Here is a 21,353-nt window from a genome sequence, read left to right as displayed (position 1 = left end):
CCCTCCGAAAGACGTGAGCCATTCCGGGGTTCCCTTGCCGGCGCCGGTTTCGCCGTCAAGCACCGCCCTACTGTGGCGGTGCTTCGTGATCTTGAACCGGAACAGAAGAGGGGACCCACCTTGCCGAACCGGACCGGATTTCTCGGCAGCACACTCGCGGCCGCGGGCACCGCGGCGGCGCTCGCGCTCGCCACGGCCGTTCCCGCGGCCGCGGCCGCGCCCGCCACCGTCGAGCAGGACGTCGACCAGCTCTACCAGGACGTCATCGACCTCTACAACGGCCTGCCCGCGGACGCGCTGCGCGGCGTCGACCGGCTCGTCGAATCGCCCATCCCGCGGATCGGCCCGCAGAAGCAGAGCCAGGCCGCGGACGGCCCGATCCCGGGCTGCACCGAGGGTTCGCTGCTGACCTACGCGAACAAGCTCGCCGCGTCGCTGAGCCCGCTCGAGGGCAAGGCGCTCGACGCGCTGTCGGGGCTCAGCCAGCTCTACGTCCAGGGCGTCGCGTCCGACAAGACCCCGCAGGTCTTCGGCACCGACGGCCAGTACACCGCGCGTGCCACCGCCTCGATCGACAAACTGCGCGGCTTCTGGGACATCGAGAGCTGGAACATCCAGCTCGTCGCCTGGAAGGGCACCGACCTGGGCAGCCAGGCGAAGATGGCGCAGACCTTCGGCCTCGGTCTCGCGCCGGCGAAGGTGAAGGCCGCCGCCGCGCTCGCCACCAAGGTGCTCTACGAGGTGCCGGCCATGCAGGGTGGCCGCAACCCGCTGCTCACCCTGAACGCGTTCGCCGCCCCCGCCGGCAGCCTCGGCGGCAAGCGCGTGGCCCTCGGTGACGGCCTGCTCGACACCGTCGACGTCCTCGGCTTCGACGACGTCTCGGTCGAGTCCGTGGTCGGCCACGAGTACGGCCACCAGGTCGACTTCGCCCACGACAACCACCCGCGCAACGAATCCTCCGAAATGGGTCCCGACGCCTACGGCGGCTACTTCGTCGCGCACGCCAAGGGTTTCGGGTGGAACGCCCGCACCCAGCAGGAGGTCACCTACCTGGACGCCTCGATCGGCGACTGCTACCACAGCCACGGCACCCCCGACCAGCGCAAGGCCGCCGGCGCGTGGGGTGAGAAGCAGGCGACGAGCCAGGCCAACCCGAACCGGATCATCCCGTCCGCCACGATGATCGAGAAGTTCCAGAAGGTGTACCCGAAGCTGATGCCGCCGGTCACCACCCAGCCGGCCGGGGCTCGCGGCTGAGCTCCAGCGCCGAGGCCGTCTCCCCCGAGACGGCCTCGGCGCCCTGGCCGGCCCGCCCTCTGCTTGGATGCCGGGGTGACCGTGTACGACCTCGCCCGGCGCCTGCCCGCGATCCCGGAACTGCGCCTCCTGTGCCGCGCGCTGGCCACGTTGGACGCCGTGCTGGACCCCGGCAGCGAGGACCGGCGCCACCTCTACGACCACGCCTGGGCGCCCGGCGAGGAACTGGCGTCCATGCGGGACGGCGCGGGCAACGAGTACTCCATCGTCTTCACCGCCGCCGGGGCCTTCGTGCGCGGGTTCGACCACGAGTCGCCGATGAGCCCCTACGCCACCGACGACGAGGAGCCGTGGCCCGGCGTGCTCGACGCCGTGCCCGACGTGTTCCGGGCGTGCGCGGGGGAACCGGCGTTCCGCGACGAATTCGGCACGCCGCACGTCACGGTGTGCCTGTGGCGCGAACACCGCGACACCGGCTGGCAGCACGGGGAAATCGCTTTCCCCGACAACGGCGACGACGGGGCCGACTGGCTGTTCGCCCTGCTGACCGACGGCACGCCCGAGGCGTTCCGGGACTGGGCGCAGGACTACTACGAACGGCCGATCGACCTCGACGCGGTGCGGCACGTCTACGCCGGGCAGCCGGTGACCGCAGGCGTCGTGGCGGCGCTCGGCCCCAGCGCCGATCGTTGACCGGCGTGCTCCGCACTCCGTAGGTTCGTGCCGGACGAGGGAGGTGCGGATGAGCCACCTGGTGCGGTTCGCCGACAGAACCGGCGGCATCCGAGTCGGCCTGCTCGCCGGCGAGCAGCTGCGGCCGCTCGCGGTGGCGTCGATGGGCGAGCTGCTGCGCCGGCCCGTGGCGGAGATCCGCGCGCTGGCCGAGGCCGCCGGGGAACCCGGGTCCACGGCCGGGGTGCGCCTGCTGCCGCCACTGGACGGGCGCATGGAAGTGTGGGCCGCCGGGGTGACGTACCTGCGCTCCGAAGAGGCGCGCCGCGAGGAGAGCGCCGACGAGGACGTCTACGCGCGGGTGTACCGCGCGCAGCGGCCGGAACTGTTCTTCAAGTCCGCCGCCTGGCGCGTGGTCACCGACGACGAGCCGATCGCCGTCCGCGCCGACTCCGCCAACAACGTGCCGGAGCCGGAACTCGGCCTGCTGCTGACCGGCACCGGCGAGATCGCCGGGTACCTGGTGGTCGACGACGTCAGCTCCCGCAGCATCGAAGGCGAGAACCCGCTGTACCTTCCGCAGGCCAAGATCTACACCGGCTCGTGCGCGGTGTCGGCGCGGGTGCGGCCGGCGTGGGAGGTGCCGGACCCCCGATCGCTGGAGCTCCGCATGCGCATCCTGCGCGACGGTACCGAGGTGTTCGCCGGCGACGCGAGCACGGCCCAGCTGAACCGCGAACCGGCTGAGCTGGTCGAGTACCTGTGGCGGGACAACGACTTCCCCGACGGCGCCGTCCTCTCGACGGGCACGTCCGTGGTGCCGGGCCTCGACCTCGGCCTGCGGCCGGGAGACGTGGTCGAGATCGAGATCGCCGAGGTCGGCTCGCTGCGCTCTTCCGTGGTTTTGGGGGCGGACGAGGTGCGCCGGGTGCTCGCCACGCGCTGAGGCCGGTCCGGAACGCCTTGGTGGTCAGAAGGGTTTGCGGACGAGGCCGGTGTAGGCGGCGATGGCGAGGGTGGCCAGGCCCCAGAGGAGGGCTTGGAGTGCCCAGAGCATGACGGTGAAGGTCCGGCCGTTGAGGTCGCCGCGGGCACGGATGCCGGTGGTGCCGAGGGGGAGGCCGCGGTCGATGAGCTCGACCGGGCTGCACGGGGTGCTGGGGTTCGCGGTGGCGGGTGGGACGCGTTCGGCGGCGTGGTGGCCGGCGTGGGTGGTGACGTGTCCGGGCTCGGCCGCTACGGCTACCGCACCCACCGCCTCGTCACCGCCCTCGCTGTTGTGCTCACCCTCGCCGCCGCACTCGGCGTGCTCGCCGGTCAGCACGGGTGAAGGCTGCGTCTCGTCCACACCGCCATTGTCGATCACCCGCCGGAGTGACCGGTGGCGCGCCCGTGCGCAACACCGACGGGTTGCATCGGTTTGGCATCGTTTCGACCGGGTAGCCGACCAGTCGATGCCCCTCCGACGTGAAGGACGTACACGATGCCTCAGGCGCCCCTCCCGTGACCGGGCGAGTCGTGCTGGTCGTCGGGGCCAGCAGCGGGATCGGCCTGGCCGCCGCGGTCGCGTTCGCGGCCCGCGCCGACAAGCTCGTCCTGGTCTCGCGCAGCCCCGAAGCCCTCGCCGCCGCCGAAACAGCGTGCCGGCGCTCGGGCGCCGGCGCCGTCGATGTCCTGGCCGAGGACATCGGTGACCCCGCCGCGGCCGGACGGCTCGTCGCCCGGACCCTCGACCGGCACGGACGGCTCGACGTCGTCGTGCACACCGCGGCTGTGATGGGCTACGGGAGCGTCGAAGAGATGCCGGCGGAGGTGTTCACCAGCGTCGTCGACACCGCCGTGCACGGCACCGTCCACCTGGCCCGCGCGGTCCTGCCGGTCATGCGCGCCCAGCACGCCGGCACGTTCATCGGCGTCAACTCGCTGCTGGGCTCGATCGCCGTGCCCCGGATGGGCGCCTACGCCGCTTCGAAATGGGGGCAACGCGCGGTGCTGCGCACGCTGCAGCAGGAGACCCGGGACGAGCCCGGGGTGTCGGTCTGCATCGTCAGCCCCGGCAGCATCAACACCCCCATCTACTACCAAGCGGCCAACTACACCGGTCACGCCACGCGCCCGCCGTGGCCCGTCCTGGCACCCGAACGGGTGGCCGCGGCGATCACCCGGCTGGCCGACCGGCCGCGCCGGCACGTCTCCGTCCCGGTCGGCCCCGGCAACCCCCTCGTCATCACCGGGTTCCGGCTGCTGCCCCGGCTCTACGACCGGCTGGTCGGACCCCTGGCCGGACTGGCCGTGCTGACCCGCGCGCGGTGGCGGCCGACACCGGGCACCGTGCGACGGCCGGCCCCGGCGAACGAACGCATCCACGGCCGCTGGCCGGCCCCACCCGGAGAAGAGGTCACGACGATGCCTGCCCACCCCGCCGTCGACACCCCGGCGGCGACCTCATGACCGCGCCCGGACCGGAGCCCGAGGAGGTGCCGGGCCTGGAACCCGGCGGTTCGGTCTCGCCCGGCGACACCCCACCCGACGCCGGGCAGACCTCCGGCCTGTCCCACCCGCAGCCGATGCCGTCGAAGAAGGGGCCCGTTTTCGCGCTCGTCATCATCGGGATCATCATCGTGGGGATGGCGGCGTTCTTCCTGCTCCGCGCCTTCGACCTGCTGGACTGAGGCTCACGTCCAGTACAGCGCGCGGGCGGCGGGCAGCCGCTGCGCCAATGCCTGGCCGAACCACGTGCGCAGCTCGCGCATGTCGTCACGCTGGTAGACGTACTTGACCGAGCCGTACTTGCCGAACTTGCGCGAGCGCCGCTCGGGGTCCATCTCCAGCTTCGTCCGCGGGTACCACCCGGTCAGCACCTCACGGCTGCCCGGGGTGAACCGGTGCGTGATGCACTCGACGGTCAGGTCCAGCCCCGGCACGGCCGCGAGCTCCGCGGCCGCCGCGTCGAGCAGCGCGCCGTACTCCTCCGGCCAGCCGGGCACGGGCATGATCGGCGCGATCGTCAGGCCGACCGGGTAGCCCGCCCGCGCCAGCCGGCCGAGCCCGGCCAGCCGGGCGGCCACCGGATCGGTACCGCCCTCGAACCGGCCGGCCACACCCGCGGCGTTGACCGACGCGCGGATCCGCGTCCGGCCGCCGTGCGGCAGGCCGAGCAGCGGCGCGACGGCGCCGAACTTGGTGGTCGCGCGCAGCTGCACCGGCCCGCCGAAGTCGTGCGTGCCGGCGTGCGCGATCGCGGCCGTGAGGCTGCCGGTGACGTGCTCGATGCCCAGCGGATCGGTGTAGCACGACGCCTCGAACGTGGTCCCCTCGTGCCCGCGCTCGGCCGAGCCGGAGGTGACACCGCCGCGGCCGACGTAGCCGTCCATGCCGGCGAGGATGTCGTCGAGGTCGGCGTACACGCGGGTGACGGGCGGCCCGGACAGCGAGCCGGCCAGGTAGCAGTACTGGCAGTGCGCGGGGCACCCTTCGGCGAGGTCCAGCCGCCAGTCGGCGCTGGGCGGGATCGGCTGCAGCTTCCGCTTCGACGGCGGGCTGACCACCACCGCGAGCGTCGACTTCGCCCGGACGTAGGTGGCGCGCTCGTCCTCGCCACGCAGGCCGGTGATGCGGTCGGAGCGCAGGAATTCGATGTCGGTGACACCGGCGTCCTCGCACCGCGCGACGATCTCGGCGGCGTGCGGCCGTTCGGCAGCCGAACGGGTGACGACGACGTGCTTGGGGGTCCAGAGGCGGGTTTGCGGTACGGGAGCCATCACCGGGATCAACGCGGCACGCGGGCCGAGCGATCCCGTGAGCCGGGTTGATACCGGTCACACGGCGCCTCACCACACGAAGGGGATCAACCGGGCCCGGGCCGCCGCGAACCGCCGACAGCGGTCGCCGAGCACGCCCACGAGGGCCCGCTCCTCGATGCGCACGCGGCGGGGGCGATCGCCAGCACCGCGACCGCCCCCGCCACGCCGGCCCGGTTGCCCACGACGAGCCCCCCGCCGGCGAAGATCAGCAGCAGCCCCGGGTAGCTCGGATGGCGGAGGACTTCGTACGGGCGCGGTCCACGATCGGCTGATCTTCGCTCGCCCGGAGCCGGCCGCCGGGACGACCGCACGACCGACCGGCCAGAAAAGGATGGCACCACGATGACCTAACGCAGCTGCCACAGGTGGTCGGCGGTGCCGGTGTCGCTGAACTGGACGACCTGCGCGCTGTCCGCCGTGGACATTCCGTCGACGCCGAGGACCTTGCCGGAGTTGCGGTTCTTCAGCCGCCACCAGCCGTCGCCGTTGTCGGCCGGTTGCCAGAGGTGGTCCGCCGTGCCGTTGTCGGCGAACTGCACCACCAGCGCACTGTCCGCGGTGGACATCCCGTCCACGCCGAGCACCTTGCCCGAGTGGTGGTTGCGGATCCGGTACCAGCCGTCGCCGTTCGCGATCAGGTGCCAGCGGTGGTCGTCCGTGCCGTTGTCGGCGAACTGCACGACGCGCGCGCTGTCCGCAGTGGACATCCGGTCCACGCCGAGCACCTTGCCGGAGTTGCGGTTCACGATCCGGAACGCCGCCCCGCCGCCGCCCGGCAGCCACGGGTGGCCGTCCGGTGCCGCGGTCGGGAACGACGTGACGCGCAGCCTCGCGGCCCCCATCGGGATCAGCGTGATGGTTTCGACGGGCTCCTCGCTGCGGGCCGGGGACGCCTGCAACGGCGTCACGACGTCCTGGTCGTCGGTGGTCCACTCGGTGATCTTCCGCGCGGCCGCGGTGATCGCGACCGGCGCGGTGCCGGGCGTGAACGGGTTGGCGGGCAGCGGCGCGCCGGCCGCGGTGAAGGTCAGGGCCGTGTCGGGGACCAGCCCGTAGTTCCACGGCGTCGTCGCGTGCACGGCGTACTCCGGGAACTGCGCGGTGCCGCCCAGGCTTTCGTAGCGTTCGCCGATCTTCAGCGAATAGGTCAGCGGGCCGTGGTCGACCGAGACGGAGCCGTGGTTCGCCGGCCACGTCCGCGTGGTGGTGCGTTGCGGCAGGGTGAGCGTGACGACGTCGCCGTCGGCCCAGGTCCGGTCGACCTTGACGAACGACGGCCCGGCGGTCGTGGCCACCGCCGTGCCGGCGACGACCAGTGTCGGCGCCGCGCACCAGCCCGGGATCCGCAGGTACAGCGGGAAACCGAGCCGGCGCGAGGTCCGGACGGTGAAGGTGATCTGCTCGGAGAACGGGTAGGCGGTGTCCTCCGTGATGGTCACCGAGGCACCGTTCGCGACCTTCGCCGTGACGCTGCTGGCCGCGTACATCGCCGCCGCCAGACCGTTGTCCGGCGTCGCCAGCCACAGCTCTTCGGTGAAGTACGGCCAGCCCATGCCGTAGTTGTGCGGGCAGCAGCGGTACTGGTCGACGCCGGGCAGGTAGGCCTGCATCGCGAAGCCGTTCTGGAACTGCCCCTCGCTCTTGGGGACGTTGTCGAGGTCGACGCTGTTCGCGCTGGTGATGTAGTGGACCGCCCGGCCGGCGGGGTCGAGGGCCGCGGGCAGCGAGTTGAAGGCGAGGTCCTCGCAGCGATCGGCCCACAGCGGGTCGCCGGTCAGCCGGGTGAGCAGCTGGTGGCTGGCCATGAACTCGACGATCCCGCAGGTCTCGAAGCCCTGCCGCGGGTCGCCGAAGCCGGGCCGCGCGTTCTCGTCGCCGGCGAAGCCACCGCCGGCGAACTGGCCGTAGGCGGCCATGATCGTGTCGTAGTCCTGGTAGGTGGCCTGGGTGAGGTCCGCCGAGCCGGTCTGCACCGCGTACTGCGCCGGCTCGCGGAACCCCTGGGCGAGGTTGACGTTGTGCAGGCTCGGCAGGGTGCGGACCCAGTTCGCGCCGTAGGTGTGGATCTTGTCGGCGAGGTCGAGCAGGAACGCGTCGCCGGTGCGGTTGAACAGCCAGAAGACGCTGTCGAGCCCGTCGCCCCAGCGAACCGACACCCAGCTGGCGTCGAAGGCGCTCTTGCCCTGGGCGTTCATGTAGCGGAGGAACCGTGTGAGGAACGGGATGATCCGCGCGTCACCGGTGTACTCCTGCCACGACCGCAACGCCTGCAGCAGCGGCAGGTAGGGCCAGAAGTCGGGCCCGTTGTCGAGTGCGGTCCGCAGGGCGGTGGGGCCGAAGAAGCCGTCCGACTGCTGCGTGGCGAGGACGGCGTCGATCCACTTCGCGGCGGTGGCGCGCGCGGTGGCGTCGCCGGTGACCGCGGCGAGGTCGACGTAGCCGCGCAGCCAGTAGGGCACCTCCTCCCAGCCGGCGCGGTCCGGGTGCACCCAGCCGCTGGTGGTGAAGTCGAGGAAGTGCGACGTCTCGGGGTAGTGCCCGCAGAGGCCGTCGAGCTGCAGTTTCAGCTGCCCGGCCAGCCAGCCCCGCGCGGTGACGGCCCCGGGCGGCAGCCTCAGGAAGGCGGCGGGCCGCAGCGGCGCCGCGTTCGGCGTGTAGAGCCCGCCCTTCGCGGGGGCCACCTTGCGGCACCGCAGCACGCCGGCGGTGGCCTGCGGAGCATTCGCCCCGGTCAGCAGGGTGGCGGCGACGGTCCCGGCGACGAACTGCCTGCGGCTCAGCGACACGGCTATCGGCCTCCGCCCGTATTTACAACGTTGTAAATCAGTCATACCGGCTCGGCCCGGCGCAGTAAACAGCTCCCGCGGGACCTGGCCGGTTTCTGTCCGGCCGCACCGGCTCGTTCGAGCAGTCACCGCCGTGCTCAGGTCGCCGCGCCGAGGATGGTCTCGGCCACCACGTCCGGGTGCACCAGCAGGACCGCGTGCGAAGAGGCGACCTCGACGACGGTGGACCCGGCTCGCTCGGCCATCCACCGCTGCGCCTCGGCGGGAATCGATCTGTCCTGAGTGGACACCACGGCCCGTGACGGCCGGGTGTGCCAGCTCGCGGCGCCGGTGAAGGTGCCCTCCAGCGTGGCCGGGTCGAACGGTTTCTGGGCGGCGGCGAGGATCCTCCGGTCCCGTGCCCCGGCGTCGGCGGCGTAGACCTCACCGAACTTGTCCGGGCGGAGGTAGACCTCCGCGCCGCCGGGGTAGGGCCGCACCAGCAGGTTTTCCGGGATCAGCAGGCTGCCCGGGAACTTGCCGTTCAGCTCGCCCGCCGTCTCCCCCGCGTCCTGCTGGAAAGCCGTGACGAACACCAGGGACCGGACCTCCGCGGTCAACGCGTCCGGGGCCGAGATCACCGATCCGGCGTACGAGTGCGCGGCGACCACCAGCGGGCCGTCGAGGGTGTCCAGGAACTGGTTGAGGTAGGCGATGTCGCCGTCGAAGTCGCGCATGGGCAGGGATGGCGCTATGACGGGAAACCCGGCGTCCTGCAGACGCGCGGAAACCCGGCGCCACACGGAGGCGTCGGTCAGCGCGCCGTGGACGAGGACGAAGGTCGGCTGGTTCATGGATTCTCCTGGAGGTGGCTCGGTGTGACACCGAGTCTTGCCTCGGGAGATCTCCGCGGACAGTGGCAGTACTGCCGACTATCGCAACGTTCCCGCCACCGAGGTCAGGCGCGGCCGAAGGTGAACGCCTTGCGGTGCTCGCTGGGTGAAACGTTCGTCGCGCGGCGGAACTGCACGCGCAGGTTGGCCGCGGTGCCGAAACCGACGCGGCGGGCGATGTCCGCTATGGACAGTTGCGAGTTTTCCAGGAGTTCCCTCGTCCGGGCGATGCGCTGATCGCGCAGCCAGGTCAACGGCGGAAGGCCGGCCTGCTCGCGGAAGCGCCGGTGGAACGTCCGTTCCGACATGGCGAACCGCGTGGCCACCTCCTTCACCGACAGGTTCTGCTCCAGCGAGACGAGCATCCACTGCTGGGCCCGGGCGATGACGTCGTCGGCGGGCGGGACGACGCGCTGCTCCACGAACGGCTGCTGGCCGTCGGCCGGCCGCGGCGCCATCACGATGCGCCGCGCGACGTGCCGCGCGGCCGCCGGTCCCAGGTCGGCGTTCAGCAGGTGCAGGCAGAGGTCCACGCCCGCGGTGACACCCCCCGAGGTGAGGACCGACCCGGCGCCGGCCACGAGCACGGACTGGTCGACCGTGACCGCGGGGAAGCGCTCGGCGAGTTCCGCGCACAACGACCAGTGCGTGGTCACCGTCAGCCCGTCGAGGACTCCCGCCCGGGCCAGGGCGAACGCTCCCGAGCAGATGGACACCATCCGGACCCCCCGGCGGTGCGCGCCGGCGAGCGCCCGCACCAGCGAACCGGGCAGCTCACGGTCCACGGCGTCGGCGTAGCCCGGCACGACGATCGTGCCCGCCCGGCGCAGCAGCTCCAACCCGCCGTCCGGAACCACCGAGGTCCCGCCGGCCACCGGCACCGCACCGCCGCCGACGGACACCGTCACGAGGTCGTAGGCCTCCGGCGCCTCCCGGCCGAACACGTGGACCGGAATGGCGTAGTCGAGGGGCAGCACGTCGTCGAGCAGGACGACGACCATCCGATGCCGGGCCACGGCAGGATCCTAGCGATCGGTGGCGAGGCTGCCAAGGCGCCGGGACGTCCACTTCGGACATCCGGCCGGGGCGGTCACCGCGGGCTGCGCCGCTTCCGGTAGGCCGCGACACTGGCCCGGTGTGCGCAGGCCCGGGTGCAGTACTCCTTCGAGCCGTTGCGCGAAAGGTCGACGTAGGTGCCCCGGCAGTTCGATCCGGCGCACACGCCGAGCCGGGCCGGGCCGAGCGTGGCGATCACGGAAGCCAGCGCGCCGAGCGTGGTGGCGGCCAGGTGCGCCGCGCACTGATCGGCGCCGGCGGCGACCTCGATCCACCAGCGGTCGTGATCACGGCGCAGCACCGGGGTGGCGTGGCTGCGGCGCAGCCCCTCGTTGAGCAGAGCCATGGCTTCACCCGGATCGGTGCCGGCCCGTTCGAGCACGGCACGCACCGTTTCGCGCACCACGTGGGCCTCGGCCAGATCGGCGCGGGTGAGCGCCGCGGCCGAACCCGGCGCCGGTACCGCCGCGGGATGGTTTCCGAGGAAGTCCCGGAGCTGCTCGACGGTCTCGAGCGCGTCTTCCCCCTTGACCGGCTTCCAGGTGTTGGCCAGGTCGACGGCCGTCTGGACAGCCTCCCCGCTGTAACACGCATCAATCATTTGACGTGTCTCCTGCTCGCCTTGTAGCGTGACACCCATAAGCCCTGTCACGTGTCACACCCTACCCCGGGAGGACCTGACCATGCCGCAGCCGAGCCCCTCCGAAGGGGTTCTCGGCAGCGGAACGGAACCGCCCCTGGACGGGCGCCGGCTCGGGCTGGCGCTGGGGATGCTGGTGCTGCCGATGTACGTGGCGCTGGGCGCACCGTCGGTGGCGCTGCCGGCCATCGGCCACGCGCTCGCGGTGCCGTTCGGGGCCACGGCGTGGATCCTCGCCGCGTGGTCGCTGACCTCCGCGCTCGCGATGCCGGTCGCGGGCCGGCTGGTGGCCCGGTGGAGCCCGTTCCGGGTCCTCGTCGCCGGGGTGCTCGTGGTCGCGGTCTGCACCGGGCCGGTCCCGGTGGTCGCGGCCTGTCGGGCATCGTGGCGGTGCCGGTGGCGCTCGCCGCGCTCGCGGCCCTCCCCCTGGCCGGCCTCGTCCTCAGCCTCACCCGGCGCCTTCCCCACCGATGAAGGGAAACCCGACATGACCGCCGAGCCGTTCGAAGCCGGCGTCACCGAAGCCGAAATCGCGGATCTGCGAAAGCGGTTGCGACGGACGCGGTGGCCCGAGCCCGAGCCGGTGGACGACTGGTCGCAGGGGGTGCCGCTGGCTTACGCGCGGGAGCTCTGCCGCAGCTGGGCCGAGGACTACGACTTCGGGTTCGCCGAGCGCCTGAACGCCTTCCCGCAGTACCGCGACACGGTCGACGGGCTGAGCATCCACTTCGTGCACGTCCGCTCCCCGGAACCGGACGCGTTCCCGCTGGTGCTCACGCACGGGTGGCCGGGATCGGTGCTCGAGTTCCTGGAGGTCTTCGGCCCGCTGACCGACCCGCGCGCCCACGGCGGGAACCCGGCGGACGCGTTCCACGTGGTCGCCCCGTCGCTGCCCGGCTACGGCTGGAGCGACAAGCCGGCGACGACCGGGTGGGACGTCACCCGCATCGCCCGCGCCTGGGACACGCTGATGGTGTCGCTGGGCTACGAGCGCTACGGCGCACAGGGCGGCGACTGGGGTTCGGCGGTGTCGGGCGCCCTGGGCGAGGTGGCGCCCGGACGGGTCGCCGGCGTCCACCTGAACCTGGGCTCCGTGGCGGCGGGCACGTTCGCCGACCCGACACCCTCGGAGCTGGCGAACCTCGAAGCGGAGAAGGAGATGCAACGCAGTGGCCGAGGGTATTCGGCGATCCAGGCGACCCGCCCGCAGACGCTCGGCTACGGCCTCACCGACTCCCCCGCGGGCCAGGCGGCGTGGATCGCCGAGAAGTTCTGGGCCTGGACGGACAACGACGGCCACCCCGAGGACGCGGTGTCGCGGCAGAAGATCCTCGACGAGATCTCGGTCTACTGGTTCACCGCATCGGCCACGTCGTCGGCGCGCCTGTACTGGGAGAGCTTCGCGCACTTCCGGGACGAAGTGACTGCGCCGTCCGGGCTGTCGATCTACCCGCGCGACATAACCCGCCCGTCACGCCGCGAAGCGGAGCGGCGGTTCACCGACCTGCGCTGGTTCGAGGAACTGCCGCGGGGTGGTCATTTTGCCGCGCTGGAGCAGCCGGAGTCGCTGGTCGAGCAGGTGCGCGGGTTTTTCCGCCTGGTCCGCTGACGTCGTGGTGCCGTGGAGCCGGTGCTCCCCCGAGTGGAGCATCGGCCTCGCCACCTCTGAGCGGTGGTTATGATCCTGCGCATGGTGTCTCCACACGGGGGACCGATTTCGCGTATCGTCCGGTGACCAACCGCTTAGTAGGCTCGCGGGCACGTGCCCGCTTCTCAACGACGAGGAGGTCCCCGTGACCGATACCCCTTCCCGTGTCGCCGTGGTCACCGGTGCCGGCCGCGGCATCGGTGCCGCCGTGGCTGCCCGGCTGGCCGATGACGGCTTCGCCGTCGGGCTGCTGGACCTGGACGAGGCCGGCGTCAAGCAGGGTGCCGAGGCGATCGTGGCGAAGGGCGGCAAGGCCGTCGGTGTCGCCCTCGATGTCAGTGACGCCGAGCAGGTCGACGCCGCCGTCACCCGGGTCGCCGACGAGCTCGGGCCGCCCGTCGTGCTCATCAACAACGCCGGCATCACCCGGGACAACCTGATCTTCAAGATGACCGAGCAGGACTGGGACTCCGTCCTCGGCGTGCACCTCAAGGGTTCCTTCCTGATGACCCGCGCGGTGCAGAAGTACATGACCCAGGAGAAGTACGGCCGGATCGTCAACCTCTCCAGCACCTCGGCGCTGGGCAACCGCGGTCAGGTCAACTACTCCGCCGCCAAGGCCGGCATGCAGGGCTTCACCAAGACCCTCGCCATCGAGCTCGGCAAGTTCAACGTCACCGCGAACGCCATCGCGCCGGGCTTCATCGCCACCGACATGACCGCGGCGACCGCCGAGCGGATCGGGATGAGCTTCGAGGACTTCAAGGCCGCCGCCGCGTCGCAGATCCCGGTGCAGCGCGTCGGCACGCCCGACGACATCGCCAACCTGGCCTCGTTCCTGGTCAGCGAGGGCGCCGGGTTCGTCTCGGGCCAGGTCATCTACGTCGCCGGCGGACCGAAGGACTGAGGCGGATGCGGGAGTTCTCCAATCTCGACGAGTTCGCCGCCGCGGCCGGCGAGCACCTCGGCTACAGCGAGTGGCTGAAGATCACCCAGGACCGGGTCAACCAGTTCGCCGACGCCACCGACGACCACCAGTGGATCCACGTCGACGAGCCGATGGCGACCGCGGGCCCGTTCGGCGGCACCATCGCCCACGGCTTCCTGACGCTGTCGCTGCTCTCGGCCTTCGGCCCGAAGATCTACCAGGTCAACGGCATCCGGATGGGCATCAACTACGGCCTCAACAAGGTCCGCTTCCCGCAGCCGGTGAAGGTCGGCTCGAAGGTGCGCGCCGGGGCCGAGCTGGTGGAGATCACCGACATCCCGGGCGGCAAGCAGGCCGTCTCGAGGTGGACGATCGAGATCGACGGCGAAGCGAAGCCGGCTTGCGTCGCCGAATGGGTCACCCGGTTCCTCGCGTGACGACGGCCGGGAGCGGCACTTTCCCGTGAAAGTGCCGCTCCGGTCCCTCTGTACGACATACCGACTGGTCGGTATGATGCCGTCATGCTGGCTGAGGAGGCACGATGAGCCCGACCGACCCACCGGGTCTCGACCTGGGCCGCCTGCGCGCCCACCTGGACGCGCACCGGCCCGGCCTGGTCGCCGGAGAGCTGTCCGCGGACGTCGTGGAGGGCGGCCGGTCCAACCTCACCTACGTGGTGGGCGACGGCCGGTCGCGCTGGGTGGTGCGCCGCCCGCCGCTCGGGCACGTGCTGCCCACCGCGCACGACATGAGCCGCGAGTTCCGGGTGATCTCCGGCCTGCGCGACACCGCCGTGCCGGTGCCCGAAGCGCTGCTGCTGTGCGAGGACGCCGACGTCGTCGGGGCGCCGTTCTACGTGATGAGCTTCGTCGAGGGCACGCCGTACCGGACCGCGGACCAGCTGGGCGAGCTCGGCCCGGAGCGCACCCGGGCGATGGCCGACGCGCTGGTCGGCACGCTCGTCGACCTGCACGCGGTCGACCCGGCCGCGGTCGGGCTGGGCGGCTTCGGCCGGCCGGACGGCTTCCTGGAGCGGCAGCTGCGGCGGTGGAAGAAGCAGCTGGACGCCTCCCGCAGCCGCGACCTGCCGGGCATCGACGAGCTGCACGAGCGGCTCGCGGCGGCGGTCCCGGCGTCCGGCACGCCGTCGATCATCCACGGCGACTACCGCCTGGACAACGTGCTGGTCGACAAGAACGACAAGATCTCGGCGGTGCTCGACTGGGAGATGTCGACGCTGGGCGACCCGCTCACCGACCTCGCGCTGCTGGTGGCCTACGCCGAGCGCGACAAGGTCTCCCTGCCGTTCGTCTCCAACGCCGGCTCGGCGCCGGGTTACCCGGGCACCGACGAGGTCGTCGCCCGCTACGCCGAGCTGTCCGGGCGGGACGTCTCGCAGCTGAACTGGTACGTCAGCTTCGCGTTCTTCAAGCTGGCCGTGATCCTGGAAGGCATCTACTACCGCTTCAGCAAGGGCCAGACGGTCGGAGCGGGTTTCGAAGGCGTCGGGGCCGGGGTCGCGCCGCTCGTCGCGCACGGCAACGAGATTCTCAAAGAGGAGAAGTAAATGGACTTCGCGTTCGACGAGAAGACCGAGGAGCTGCGCGGGCAGCTCCTCGAGTTCATGGACTCGCACATCTACCCCGCCGAGCCGGTGTTCGAGCAGCAGCTCGCCGAACGCGACGACCCGTGGGCCATCCCGCCGGTCGTCGAGGAGCTCAAGGCCGAGGCGCGCCGGCGCGGCCTGTGGAACTTCTTCCTCCCCGGCGACCACGGCGCGGGCCTGACGAACCTGCAGTACGCGCCGCTGGCCGAGATCACCGGCCGCAGCATCCGGCTCGCGCCGACCGCGCTCAACTGCGCCGCGCCGGACACCGGGAACATGGAAGTGCTCGCCATGTTCGGCAACGACGACCAGAAGAAGCAGTGGCTGGAACCGTTGCTGAACGGGGAAATCCGCTCGGCCTTCGCGATGACCGAGCCGGACGTCGCCTCCTCCGACGCCCGCAACATCGAGACGGCCATCCGCCGTGACGGCGACGAGTACGTCGTCACCGGCCGCAAGTGGTACATCTCCGGCGCGATGAACCCCGCGTGCAAGATCTTCATCGTGATGGGCAAGACCGATCCCGAAGCCGCGCCGCACAAGCAGCAGAGCATGATCCTGGTCCCCCGCGACGCGCCGGGTGTCACGGTCAAGCGCGGCATGCACGTCTTCGGCTACGACGACAGCGACCACGGCGGCCACGCCGAGGTGCTCTTCGAGGACGTCCGCGTGCCGGTCGAGAACCTGATCGCCGGCGAGGGCGACGGCTTCGCGATCGCCCAGGCGCGGCTCGGCCCGGGCCGCATCCACCACTGCATGCGCGCCATCGGCATGGCCGAGCGCGCACTGGAACTCATGTGCCGCCGCGCGATTTCGCGCGAGGCGTTCGGCAAGCCGATCGCCCAGCAGGGCGTGGTGCAGGACTGGATCGCCGAGTCCCGCGTCAAGATCGAGCAGCAGCGGCTGCTGGTGCTCAAGACCGCGTGGCTGATGGACACCGTCGGCAACCAGGGCGCGCACACCGAAATCCAGGCCATCAAGATCTCCACCCCGGTCACCGTCGAGTGGATCCTCGACAAGGCCGTGCAGGTGCACGGCGCGGGCGGCGTCAGCCAGGACTTCCCGCTGGCCGCCATGTGGGCCGGGAACCGCACGCTGCGCCTGGCCGACGGCCCGGACGAGGTCCACAAGCGCTCGCTGGCCCGGCGTGAACTGAAGAAGTACCTCTCGGAGGGCGCGAAGTGACTGTCACCGCCGAAGACCTGACCCGCCAGGCGACCGGGTTCCTCGCCTCGCACGACCCCGCGTCGACCGACCGCATGGAGTTCCTCCGCGCCCGGTTCGACGCCGGCCTGGCCTGGATCCACTTCCCCGCCGGGCTCGGCGGGCAGAACGCGCCGCGCGCCCTGCAGTCCGTTGTGGACACCGTGTTCACCGACGCGGGCGCGCCGGACAACAACCCGCGCCGGATCGGCATCGGCCTCGGCATGGCCGCGCCGACCATCCTCGCCTTCGGCACGCCGGAGCAGCGCGAACGCTTCCTGCGTCCACTGTGGACCGGCGAGGAGGTGTGGTGCCAGCTGTTCTCCGAACCCGGCGCCGGTTCCGACCTCGCCGCCCTCGGGACGCGGGCGGTGCGCGACGGCGACGACTGGGTCGTCACCGGCCAGAAGGTCTGGACGTCCGGCGCGCACGAGTCGCAATGGGCGATCCTGGTCACCCGCACCGACCCCGACGTGCCCAAGCACCAGGGCATGACGTACTTCCTGTGCGACATGACCGCCCCGGGCGTCGAGGTCCGGCCGCTGCGCCAGATCACCGGCGAGGCCGAGTTCAACGAGGTCTTCCTGACCGACGTCCGGATCCCGGACACCCAGCGCCTCGGCGCGGTCGGCGAGGGCTGGAAGGTCGCGCAGACGACGCTGATGAACGAGCGCGTCGCGATCGGCGGGCACGTCCAGCCGCGCGAAGGCGGGCTGATCGGCATCGTCGCGAAGACCTGGCGCGAGCGGCCCGAGCTGCGCACGCCGGAGCTGCGTGACCGGCTGGTGCAGCGCTGGGTCGAGGCGGAAACGCTGCGGCTGGCCGGCACCCGGCTGCGCCAGCAGCTGACGGCGGGCGCGCCCGGGCCGGAAGGTTCGGCCATGAAGGTCGCGTTCTCCGAGCTGAACCAGGCGCTCACCGGCCTGGAGGTCGAACTGCTCGGCGAAGAGGGCCTGGCCTACGACGACTGGTCGTTCCGGCGCCCGGCGATCGTCGACTTCACCGGCCGCGAAGCCGGCTACCGCTACCTGCGCGCGAAGGGCAACTCCATCGAGGGCGGCACCTCGGAGGTCCTGCGCAACATCATCGCCGAGCGCGTGCTGGGGCTGCCCTCGGAGCCGCGCGTCGACAAGGACGTCGCCTGGAAGGACCTCCCCCGATGAGTCGAACACAGCGTGACCTGCTCTATTCCGACGTCGAAGAGGACCTGCGGGCCTCGGTCCGGGACCTGCTCGCGGACAAGGCCGGCGCCGAAGCGCTGCTGGCGCGCGTGGAGACGGCCGAGCCGTACGACCTGAAGCTGTGGCGCACGCTGGCCGACGAGGTGGGCGTGGCCGGGCTGGCGGTGCCGGAGGAGCTGGGCGGCCACGGCGCGTCGGCCCGCGAGGTCGCCGTCGTGGCCGAGGAACTGGGCCGCTGCGTCGCACCGGTGCCGTTCCTCGGCAGCGTGGTGCTGGCCACGACGGCGCTGGTGCACGTCGGCGCGCGTGACTTCGTCGAGAAGCTGGCGGCGGGCCAGGCCATCGGTGCGCTGGCCGTGCCGCTGTCGACGGCGCCGGGCGCGGGCTTTCCGTCGTCGGTGACGGCTTCCGCGGACGGCACCTTGAGCGGCCGCGTGGGCACGGTCGCCGACGCGTCGGTGGCGGACCTGCTGGTCGTCCCGGCCGCCGGCCCGGACGGCCCCGCGCTGTACGTGGTCGAAGCTTCGGCGGCGACGGTGTCGGAGCTGGTCTCGTTCGACCTCACCCGGCGGGTGGCCGACGTGACGCTGGACAACGCCGCGGCCACCCTGGTCGCGTCGGGTCCGGAGGCCGCCGCGGCGCTGGAACAGGCCCTGCTGTTCGGGGCGGGCATCCTGGCGTCGGAGCAGACGGGCGTCGCGGAGTGGGCGCTGACCGAGACCGTGCGCTATCTCAAGGGCCGCTACCAGTTCGGCCGCCCGGTCGGCGGGTTCCAGTCGCTCAAGCACCGGCTGGCGAACCTGTACACGGACCTCGTCCTGGCCCGCGCGGCGGCCCGCAACGCGGCGGACGCGCTGGCCACGGGCACCGACGTGCCGATCGCGGTGGCGGTCGCGCAGGCCCGCAACGCCCCGATCGCGGTGAAGGCGACGGAGGAGGCGATCCAGCTGCACGGCGGCATCGGAATGACGTGGGAGCACCCCGCGCACCTGTACCTCAAGCGCGCCAAGGCGGACGAGCTCGCCCTCGGCACCCCGGGCCGGCACCGCGCTCGGCTGGCGGAGCTGGTCGACCTGCCGGCTTGAGTTTTCGCTTCGCGGCCCGGTTCCGCCGTCCGGTGGAACCGGGCCGCGCCGGACCCGGCACACATTCGGCCGTGCCGGGCGGTGCGCTCGCTGCCGTACCCTGGCTCCCATGGCGCAGGCCATCCAGCTGCACCTCAACCAGGCCCTGATGCGCATCCCCCGGCGGGCCGAGGGCGCCGACCGGTCGACGCTGGCCGCGACCTACGTCGCCGCGGGGTCGTTCTCCGCGATGATCAACTCCGCCGACCACCAGATCCTCTTCGGGCGCCGCGGTACCGGCAAGACGCACGCCCTGCTGCACCTGCACGACCTCGCCGAACGCACCGGCGACATCGCGATCTCCCTCGACCTGCGCACGATCGGGTCGACCGGCGGCCTGTACGCCAACACCGCGCTGAGCCCCGCCGAGCGCGGCACGCAGCTGCTCGTGGACACCCTCGAAGCCGTCCACGACCGGCTGTTCGCCCTGGCGGTGGACGGCAAGACCGCGGACCAGGACACGCTGCTGCGCGGGCTCGACGCGCTGGTCGCCGCGGCCACCGAGGTCGAGGTCGTCGGCGAAACCGAACAGGAGCAGACCTTCGGCGACGCCGTCGAGCGGGAGCACTCGGCGGAAGTGTCGGTGACGCCACGGGGTGGTGCGAAGGCCGGCGCGCGGCACCGGACGTCGGCGACGGCGTCGAACCGCCGCAAGCGCACCGGTGTCGAGCAGCACCGCGTGTTGTTCGGCCCGCTCAGCCGGGCCGTGCAGACCGTGGCGGACGGCGTCCGGCCCGCCCGGCTGTGGCTGCTGCTCGACGAGTGGAGCAGCGTGCCCCTCGACCTGCAGCCGTTCCTGGCGGACCTGCTGCGCCGCAGCGTCCTGCCGGTCCGGGGGATCACGGTGAAGATCGCCGCGATCGAGCACCGGGCCCGCTTCTTCGTCCCGCTCGAGGAGGACTACCTGGGCATCGAGGTCGGCTCGGACGCGGCGTCCGCCGTCAGCCTCGACGACGCCCTGGTGTTCGGCCAGTCCCCGGAAGCGGCCCAGGCGTTCTTCCGCGAGCTGTTCGGCAACCACGTCCGGCCGATCCTCACCTCGATGCTGCGGACGTCGGGGCCCGGGGACTTCGTCGACGCCGCCTTCCACCCCGGCGCGTTCCCCGAGCTGGTCCGGGCGGCCGAGGGCGTCCCGCGCGACGCGATCAACATCGCGGCGCTGGCCGCCCAGCACGCCCACGGCGAGAAGATCGCGCTGGCGCACGTCCGCCGGGCGGCGCGGGACTGGTACCTGCGGGACAAGCAGTCGGTGATCAGCCGGGACGACGACGCCGACCGCGTCCTGAGCCTGCTGGTCGACGAGGTGGTGGGCCGGCGCCGGTGCCGCACGTTCCTGCTGCCCGCACGGGACCGCCCGGCCGCGATCGACACCCTCTGCGACGCGCGGCTGCTCCACATCCTCCGGCGCGGCGTGGTCGACCCGCGGCGCCCCGGCCGGCTCTACGACGGGTACGCCATCGACTACGGCTGCTACGTGTCCCTGCTCGCCGGCGACCGGCGGCCCGCGGACGTCTTCGCGGTCGACAAAGCCGTGGTGGACCTCGACCGGCTCGGGTCTTCATGAAGAAAGTTCAGTTTTCGGGCGAATTTTCGCTCATCTGAGCGAACAGTCTGTGAGCCAGGCCACTTCAGACGCAAAAGGGTGGCAAAAGTGTCTTATCCCCATGGTTCTCGCGTGCGGCCGGATCTAGCCTGTGCGCCATGGAAACCGCCGTCGCCGCCGCGCTGGAGGAATTGACCATCGCCGTCGGTGACCACCGCCACACCGCGCTCGCGGCCGGCCCGGCGTCGGGCGAGCTCGTCCTGCTGCTGCACGGCTGGCCGGAGTTCGCCGAGAGCTGGACCGAGCAGCTGCACGCCCTCGGCGAGGCCGGCTACCGCGCCCTGGCCGTCGACCAGCGCGGGTACGCGGCGGGCGCGCGCCCGGACGGCGTCGAGCACTACACCCTGGACCTCCTGGTCGGCGACGTCCTGGCGTTCGCCGAGAGCCAGGGCGCGGACCGCTTCCACTTGATCGCCCGCGACTGGGGCGGCATGGTGGCCTGGGTGTTCGCGACGGCACACCCGGACCGCCTGCGGTCCCTGACGGTGCTCTCGACCCCGCACCCGGCGGCCCTGCGGCAGGCGGTGGCCACCGACGACGGCCAGTTCCACGACCTCGGCTACATCCGCTTCTTCCGCCGCACGGCCGGCAAAGCCGAGAAATACCTCTTACGCGACGAAGCCGCGCAATTACGCGCTGTTTACAACCGCCGCATTCCCCGCACGATCGTCGAAACCACGGTGGAGCGCCTTTCCGAACCGGGCGCATTGACGGCGACGTTGAATTGGTACCGCGGAGCCACGAACGACGAGTTCGACATCCCGGCGGGCCGCATCACGGTCCCGACGCTGTACCTGTGGGGCCGCGAGGACCCGTACCTGAGCCAGGGCGCGGCGGAGCTGACGGTCCACCACATCGACGCGGAGTACCGCTTCCAGATCGTCGAGGGCGCGAGCCAGTGGATGGCGATGGAGGCACCGGACGAGGTGAGCGCGCTGCTGCTGGACCACCTCCGGCAGCACTAGCGGGGC

General features: G+C 71.9%; 20 protein-coding genes. 14 read left to right on the top strand and 6 right to left on the bottom strand.

Translation table 11 applies throughout. The annotated features are described in order from the left end of the window. The first annotated feature begins 120 nt into the window (after positions 1-120). The 3 genes from C2L59_RS26840 (at position 121) to C2L59_RS26830 (ending at position 2,878) form a co-directional block, all read left to right on the top strand. Positions 121-1,260, top strand: coding sequence for a M48 family metalloprotease (locus C2L59_RS26840; RefSeq protein WP_103352267.1), 1,140 nt, complete (start codon positions 121-123; stop codon positions 1,258-1,260). Positions 1,261-1,335: 75 nt separating this feature from the next. After that, the gene (locus C2L59_RS26835; RefSeq protein ID WP_103352266.1) at positions 1,336-1,953 is read left to right on the top strand and encodes a hypothetical protein; all 618 of its coding nucleotides are present in this window, start codon (positions 1,336-1,338) and stop codon (positions 1,951-1,953) included. Between the two features lie 49 nt (positions 1,954-2,002). Continuing rightward, positions 2,003-2,878: a fumarylacetoacetate hydrolase family protein gene (locus C2L59_RS26830; protein WP_103352265.1), complete on the top strand. Its 876-nt coding sequence runs from the start codon at positions 2,003-2,005 to the stop codon at positions 2,876-2,878. Positions 2,879-2,902: 24 nt separating this feature from the next. Here the strand turns inward: C2L59_RS26830 and C2L59_RS26825 are convergent, their stop codons facing one another. Then, complete coding sequence (locus C2L59_RS26825) at positions 2,903-3,280, bottom strand: hypothetical protein (protein ID WP_233223701.1); 378 nt, start codon at positions 3,278-3,280, stop codon at positions 2,903-2,905. A 155-nt stretch (positions 3,281-3,435) separates the two neighbouring features. Here C2L59_RS26825 and C2L59_RS26820 point away from each other — a divergent pair, with 155 nt between their 5' ends. Both C2L59_RS26820 and C2L59_RS26815 read left to right on the top strand, forming a co-directional pair. Then, positions 3,436-4,383: an SDR family oxidoreductase gene (locus C2L59_RS26820; RefSeq protein ID WP_158263112.1), complete on the top strand. Its 948-nt coding sequence runs from the start codon at positions 3,436-3,438 to the stop codon at positions 4,381-4,383. Continuing rightward, positions 4,380-4,604, top strand: coding sequence for a DUF6480 family protein (locus C2L59_RS26815; RefSeq protein WP_103352263.1), 225 nt, complete (start codon positions 4,380-4,382; stop codon positions 4,602-4,604). Before C2L59_RS26820 ends, C2L59_RS26815 begins: the two co-directional genes overlap by 4 nt. Positions 4,605-4,607: 3 nt before the next feature. Here the strand turns inward: C2L59_RS26815 and C2L59_RS26810 are convergent, their stop codons facing one another. From C2L59_RS26810 to C2L59_RS26790, 5 genes are all read right to left on the bottom strand, one after another. Beyond that, positions 4,608-5,693, bottom strand: a complete 1,086-nt coding sequence (locus C2L59_RS26810; protein WP_199199264.1) for a spore photoproduct lyase family protein — start codon at positions 5,691-5,693, stop codon at positions 4,608-4,610. A gap of 389 nt (positions 5,694-6,082) precedes the next feature. Beyond that, positions 6,083-8,521 (bottom strand): beta-L-arabinofuranosidase domain-containing protein, encoded by a 2,439-nt coding sequence (locus tag C2L59_RS26805; RefSeq protein WP_103352262.1) that lies wholly within the window; start codon positions 8,519-8,521, stop codon positions 6,083-6,085. Between the two features lie 137 nt (positions 8,522-8,658). Further along, positions 8,659-9,354 (bottom strand): alpha/beta fold hydrolase, encoded by a 696-nt coding sequence (locus C2L59_RS26800; RefSeq protein WP_103352261.1) that lies wholly within the window; start codon positions 9,352-9,354, stop codon positions 8,659-8,661. A gap of 104 nt (positions 9,355-9,458) precedes the next feature. Continuing rightward, on the bottom strand, positions 9,459-10,409 hold the full coding sequence (locus tag C2L59_RS26795) for a GlxA family transcriptional regulator (protein WP_233223700.1): 951 nt from the start codon (positions 10,407-10,409) through the stop codon (positions 9,459-9,461). Positions 10,410-10,483: 74 nt separating this feature from the next. Further along, positions 10,484-11,050 (bottom strand): ABATE domain-containing protein, encoded by a 567-nt coding sequence (locus C2L59_RS26790; RefSeq protein ID WP_103352259.1) that lies wholly within the window; start codon positions 11,048-11,050, stop codon positions 10,484-10,486. Between the two features lie 526 nt (positions 11,051-11,576). On the opposite strand from C2L59_RS26790, the gene C2L59_RS26780 reads away from it, so the two are divergent. The 9 genes from C2L59_RS26780 to C2L59_RS26740 all read left to right on the top strand — a co-directional run bounded on the left by C2L59_RS26780 (position 11,577) and on the right by C2L59_RS26740 (position 21,347). Beyond that, positions 11,577-12,698 carry an epoxide hydrolase family protein gene (locus C2L59_RS26780; RefSeq protein ID WP_103352376.1) on the top strand — a complete coding sequence of 374 codons (1,122 nt, stop codon included), beginning with the start codon at positions 11,577-11,579 and terminating at the stop codon, positions 12,696-12,698. Positions 12,699-12,882: 184 nt separating this feature from the next. Next, positions 12,883-13,644 (top strand): 3-oxoacyl-ACP reductase FabG, encoded by a 762-nt coding sequence (gene fabG, locus C2L59_RS26775; RefSeq protein ID WP_103352258.1) that lies wholly within the window; start codon positions 12,883-12,885, stop codon positions 13,642-13,644. Between the two features lie 5 nt (positions 13,645-13,649). Further along, positions 13,650-14,102 (top strand): MaoC family dehydratase, encoded by a 453-nt coding sequence (locus C2L59_RS26770; RefSeq protein WP_103352257.1) that lies wholly within the window; start codon positions 13,650-13,652, stop codon positions 14,100-14,102. 104 nt (positions 14,103-14,206) lie between these two features. After that, a complete protein-coding gene (locus C2L59_RS26765; protein WP_103352256.1) occupies positions 14,207-15,232 on the top strand; it encodes a phosphotransferase family protein in 1,026 nt (341 codons plus the stop codon). Further along, positions 15,233-16,456 (top strand): acyl-CoA dehydrogenase family protein, encoded by a 1,224-nt coding sequence (locus tag C2L59_RS26760; RefSeq protein ID WP_103352255.1) that lies wholly within the window; start codon positions 15,233-15,235, stop codon positions 16,454-16,456. Further along, positions 16,453-17,637 (top strand): acyl-CoA dehydrogenase family protein, encoded by a 1,185-nt coding sequence (locus tag C2L59_RS26755; protein WP_103352254.1) that lies wholly within the window; start codon positions 16,453-16,455, stop codon positions 17,635-17,637. The genes C2L59_RS26760 and C2L59_RS26755 overlap by 4 nt, the downstream gene beginning before the upstream one ends. Continuing rightward, positions 17,634-18,740, top strand: a complete 1,107-nt coding sequence (locus C2L59_RS26750) for an acyl-CoA dehydrogenase family protein (RefSeq protein WP_103352253.1) — start codon at positions 17,634-17,636, stop codon at positions 18,738-18,740. The genes C2L59_RS26755 and C2L59_RS26750 overlap by 4 nt, the downstream gene beginning before the upstream one ends. Positions 18,741-18,849: 109 nt before the next feature. Continuing rightward, positions 18,850-20,343 carry a hypothetical protein gene (locus C2L59_RS26745; protein WP_103352252.1) on the top strand — a complete coding sequence of 498 codons (1,494 nt, stop codon included), beginning with the start codon at positions 18,850-18,852 and terminating at the stop codon, positions 20,341-20,343. 137 nt (positions 20,344-20,480) lie between these two features. Further along, a complete protein-coding gene (locus C2L59_RS26740) occupies positions 20,481-21,347 on the top strand; it encodes an alpha/beta fold hydrolase (protein ID WP_103352251.1) in 867 nt (288 codons plus the stop codon). Positions 21,348-21,353: the final 6 nt, after the last annotated feature.

Origin of the sequence: Amycolatopsis sp. CA-128772 (assembly GCF_002904295.1) — a bacterium.
In the GTDB taxonomy this organism is placed as follows: Bacteria; Actinomycetota; Actinomycetes; order Mycobacteriales; family Pseudonocardiaceae; genus Amycolatopsis.
The sequence above is the reverse complement of the archived record's forward strand: the minus strand, read 5'-3'. Positions and strand labels throughout refer to the sequence as shown.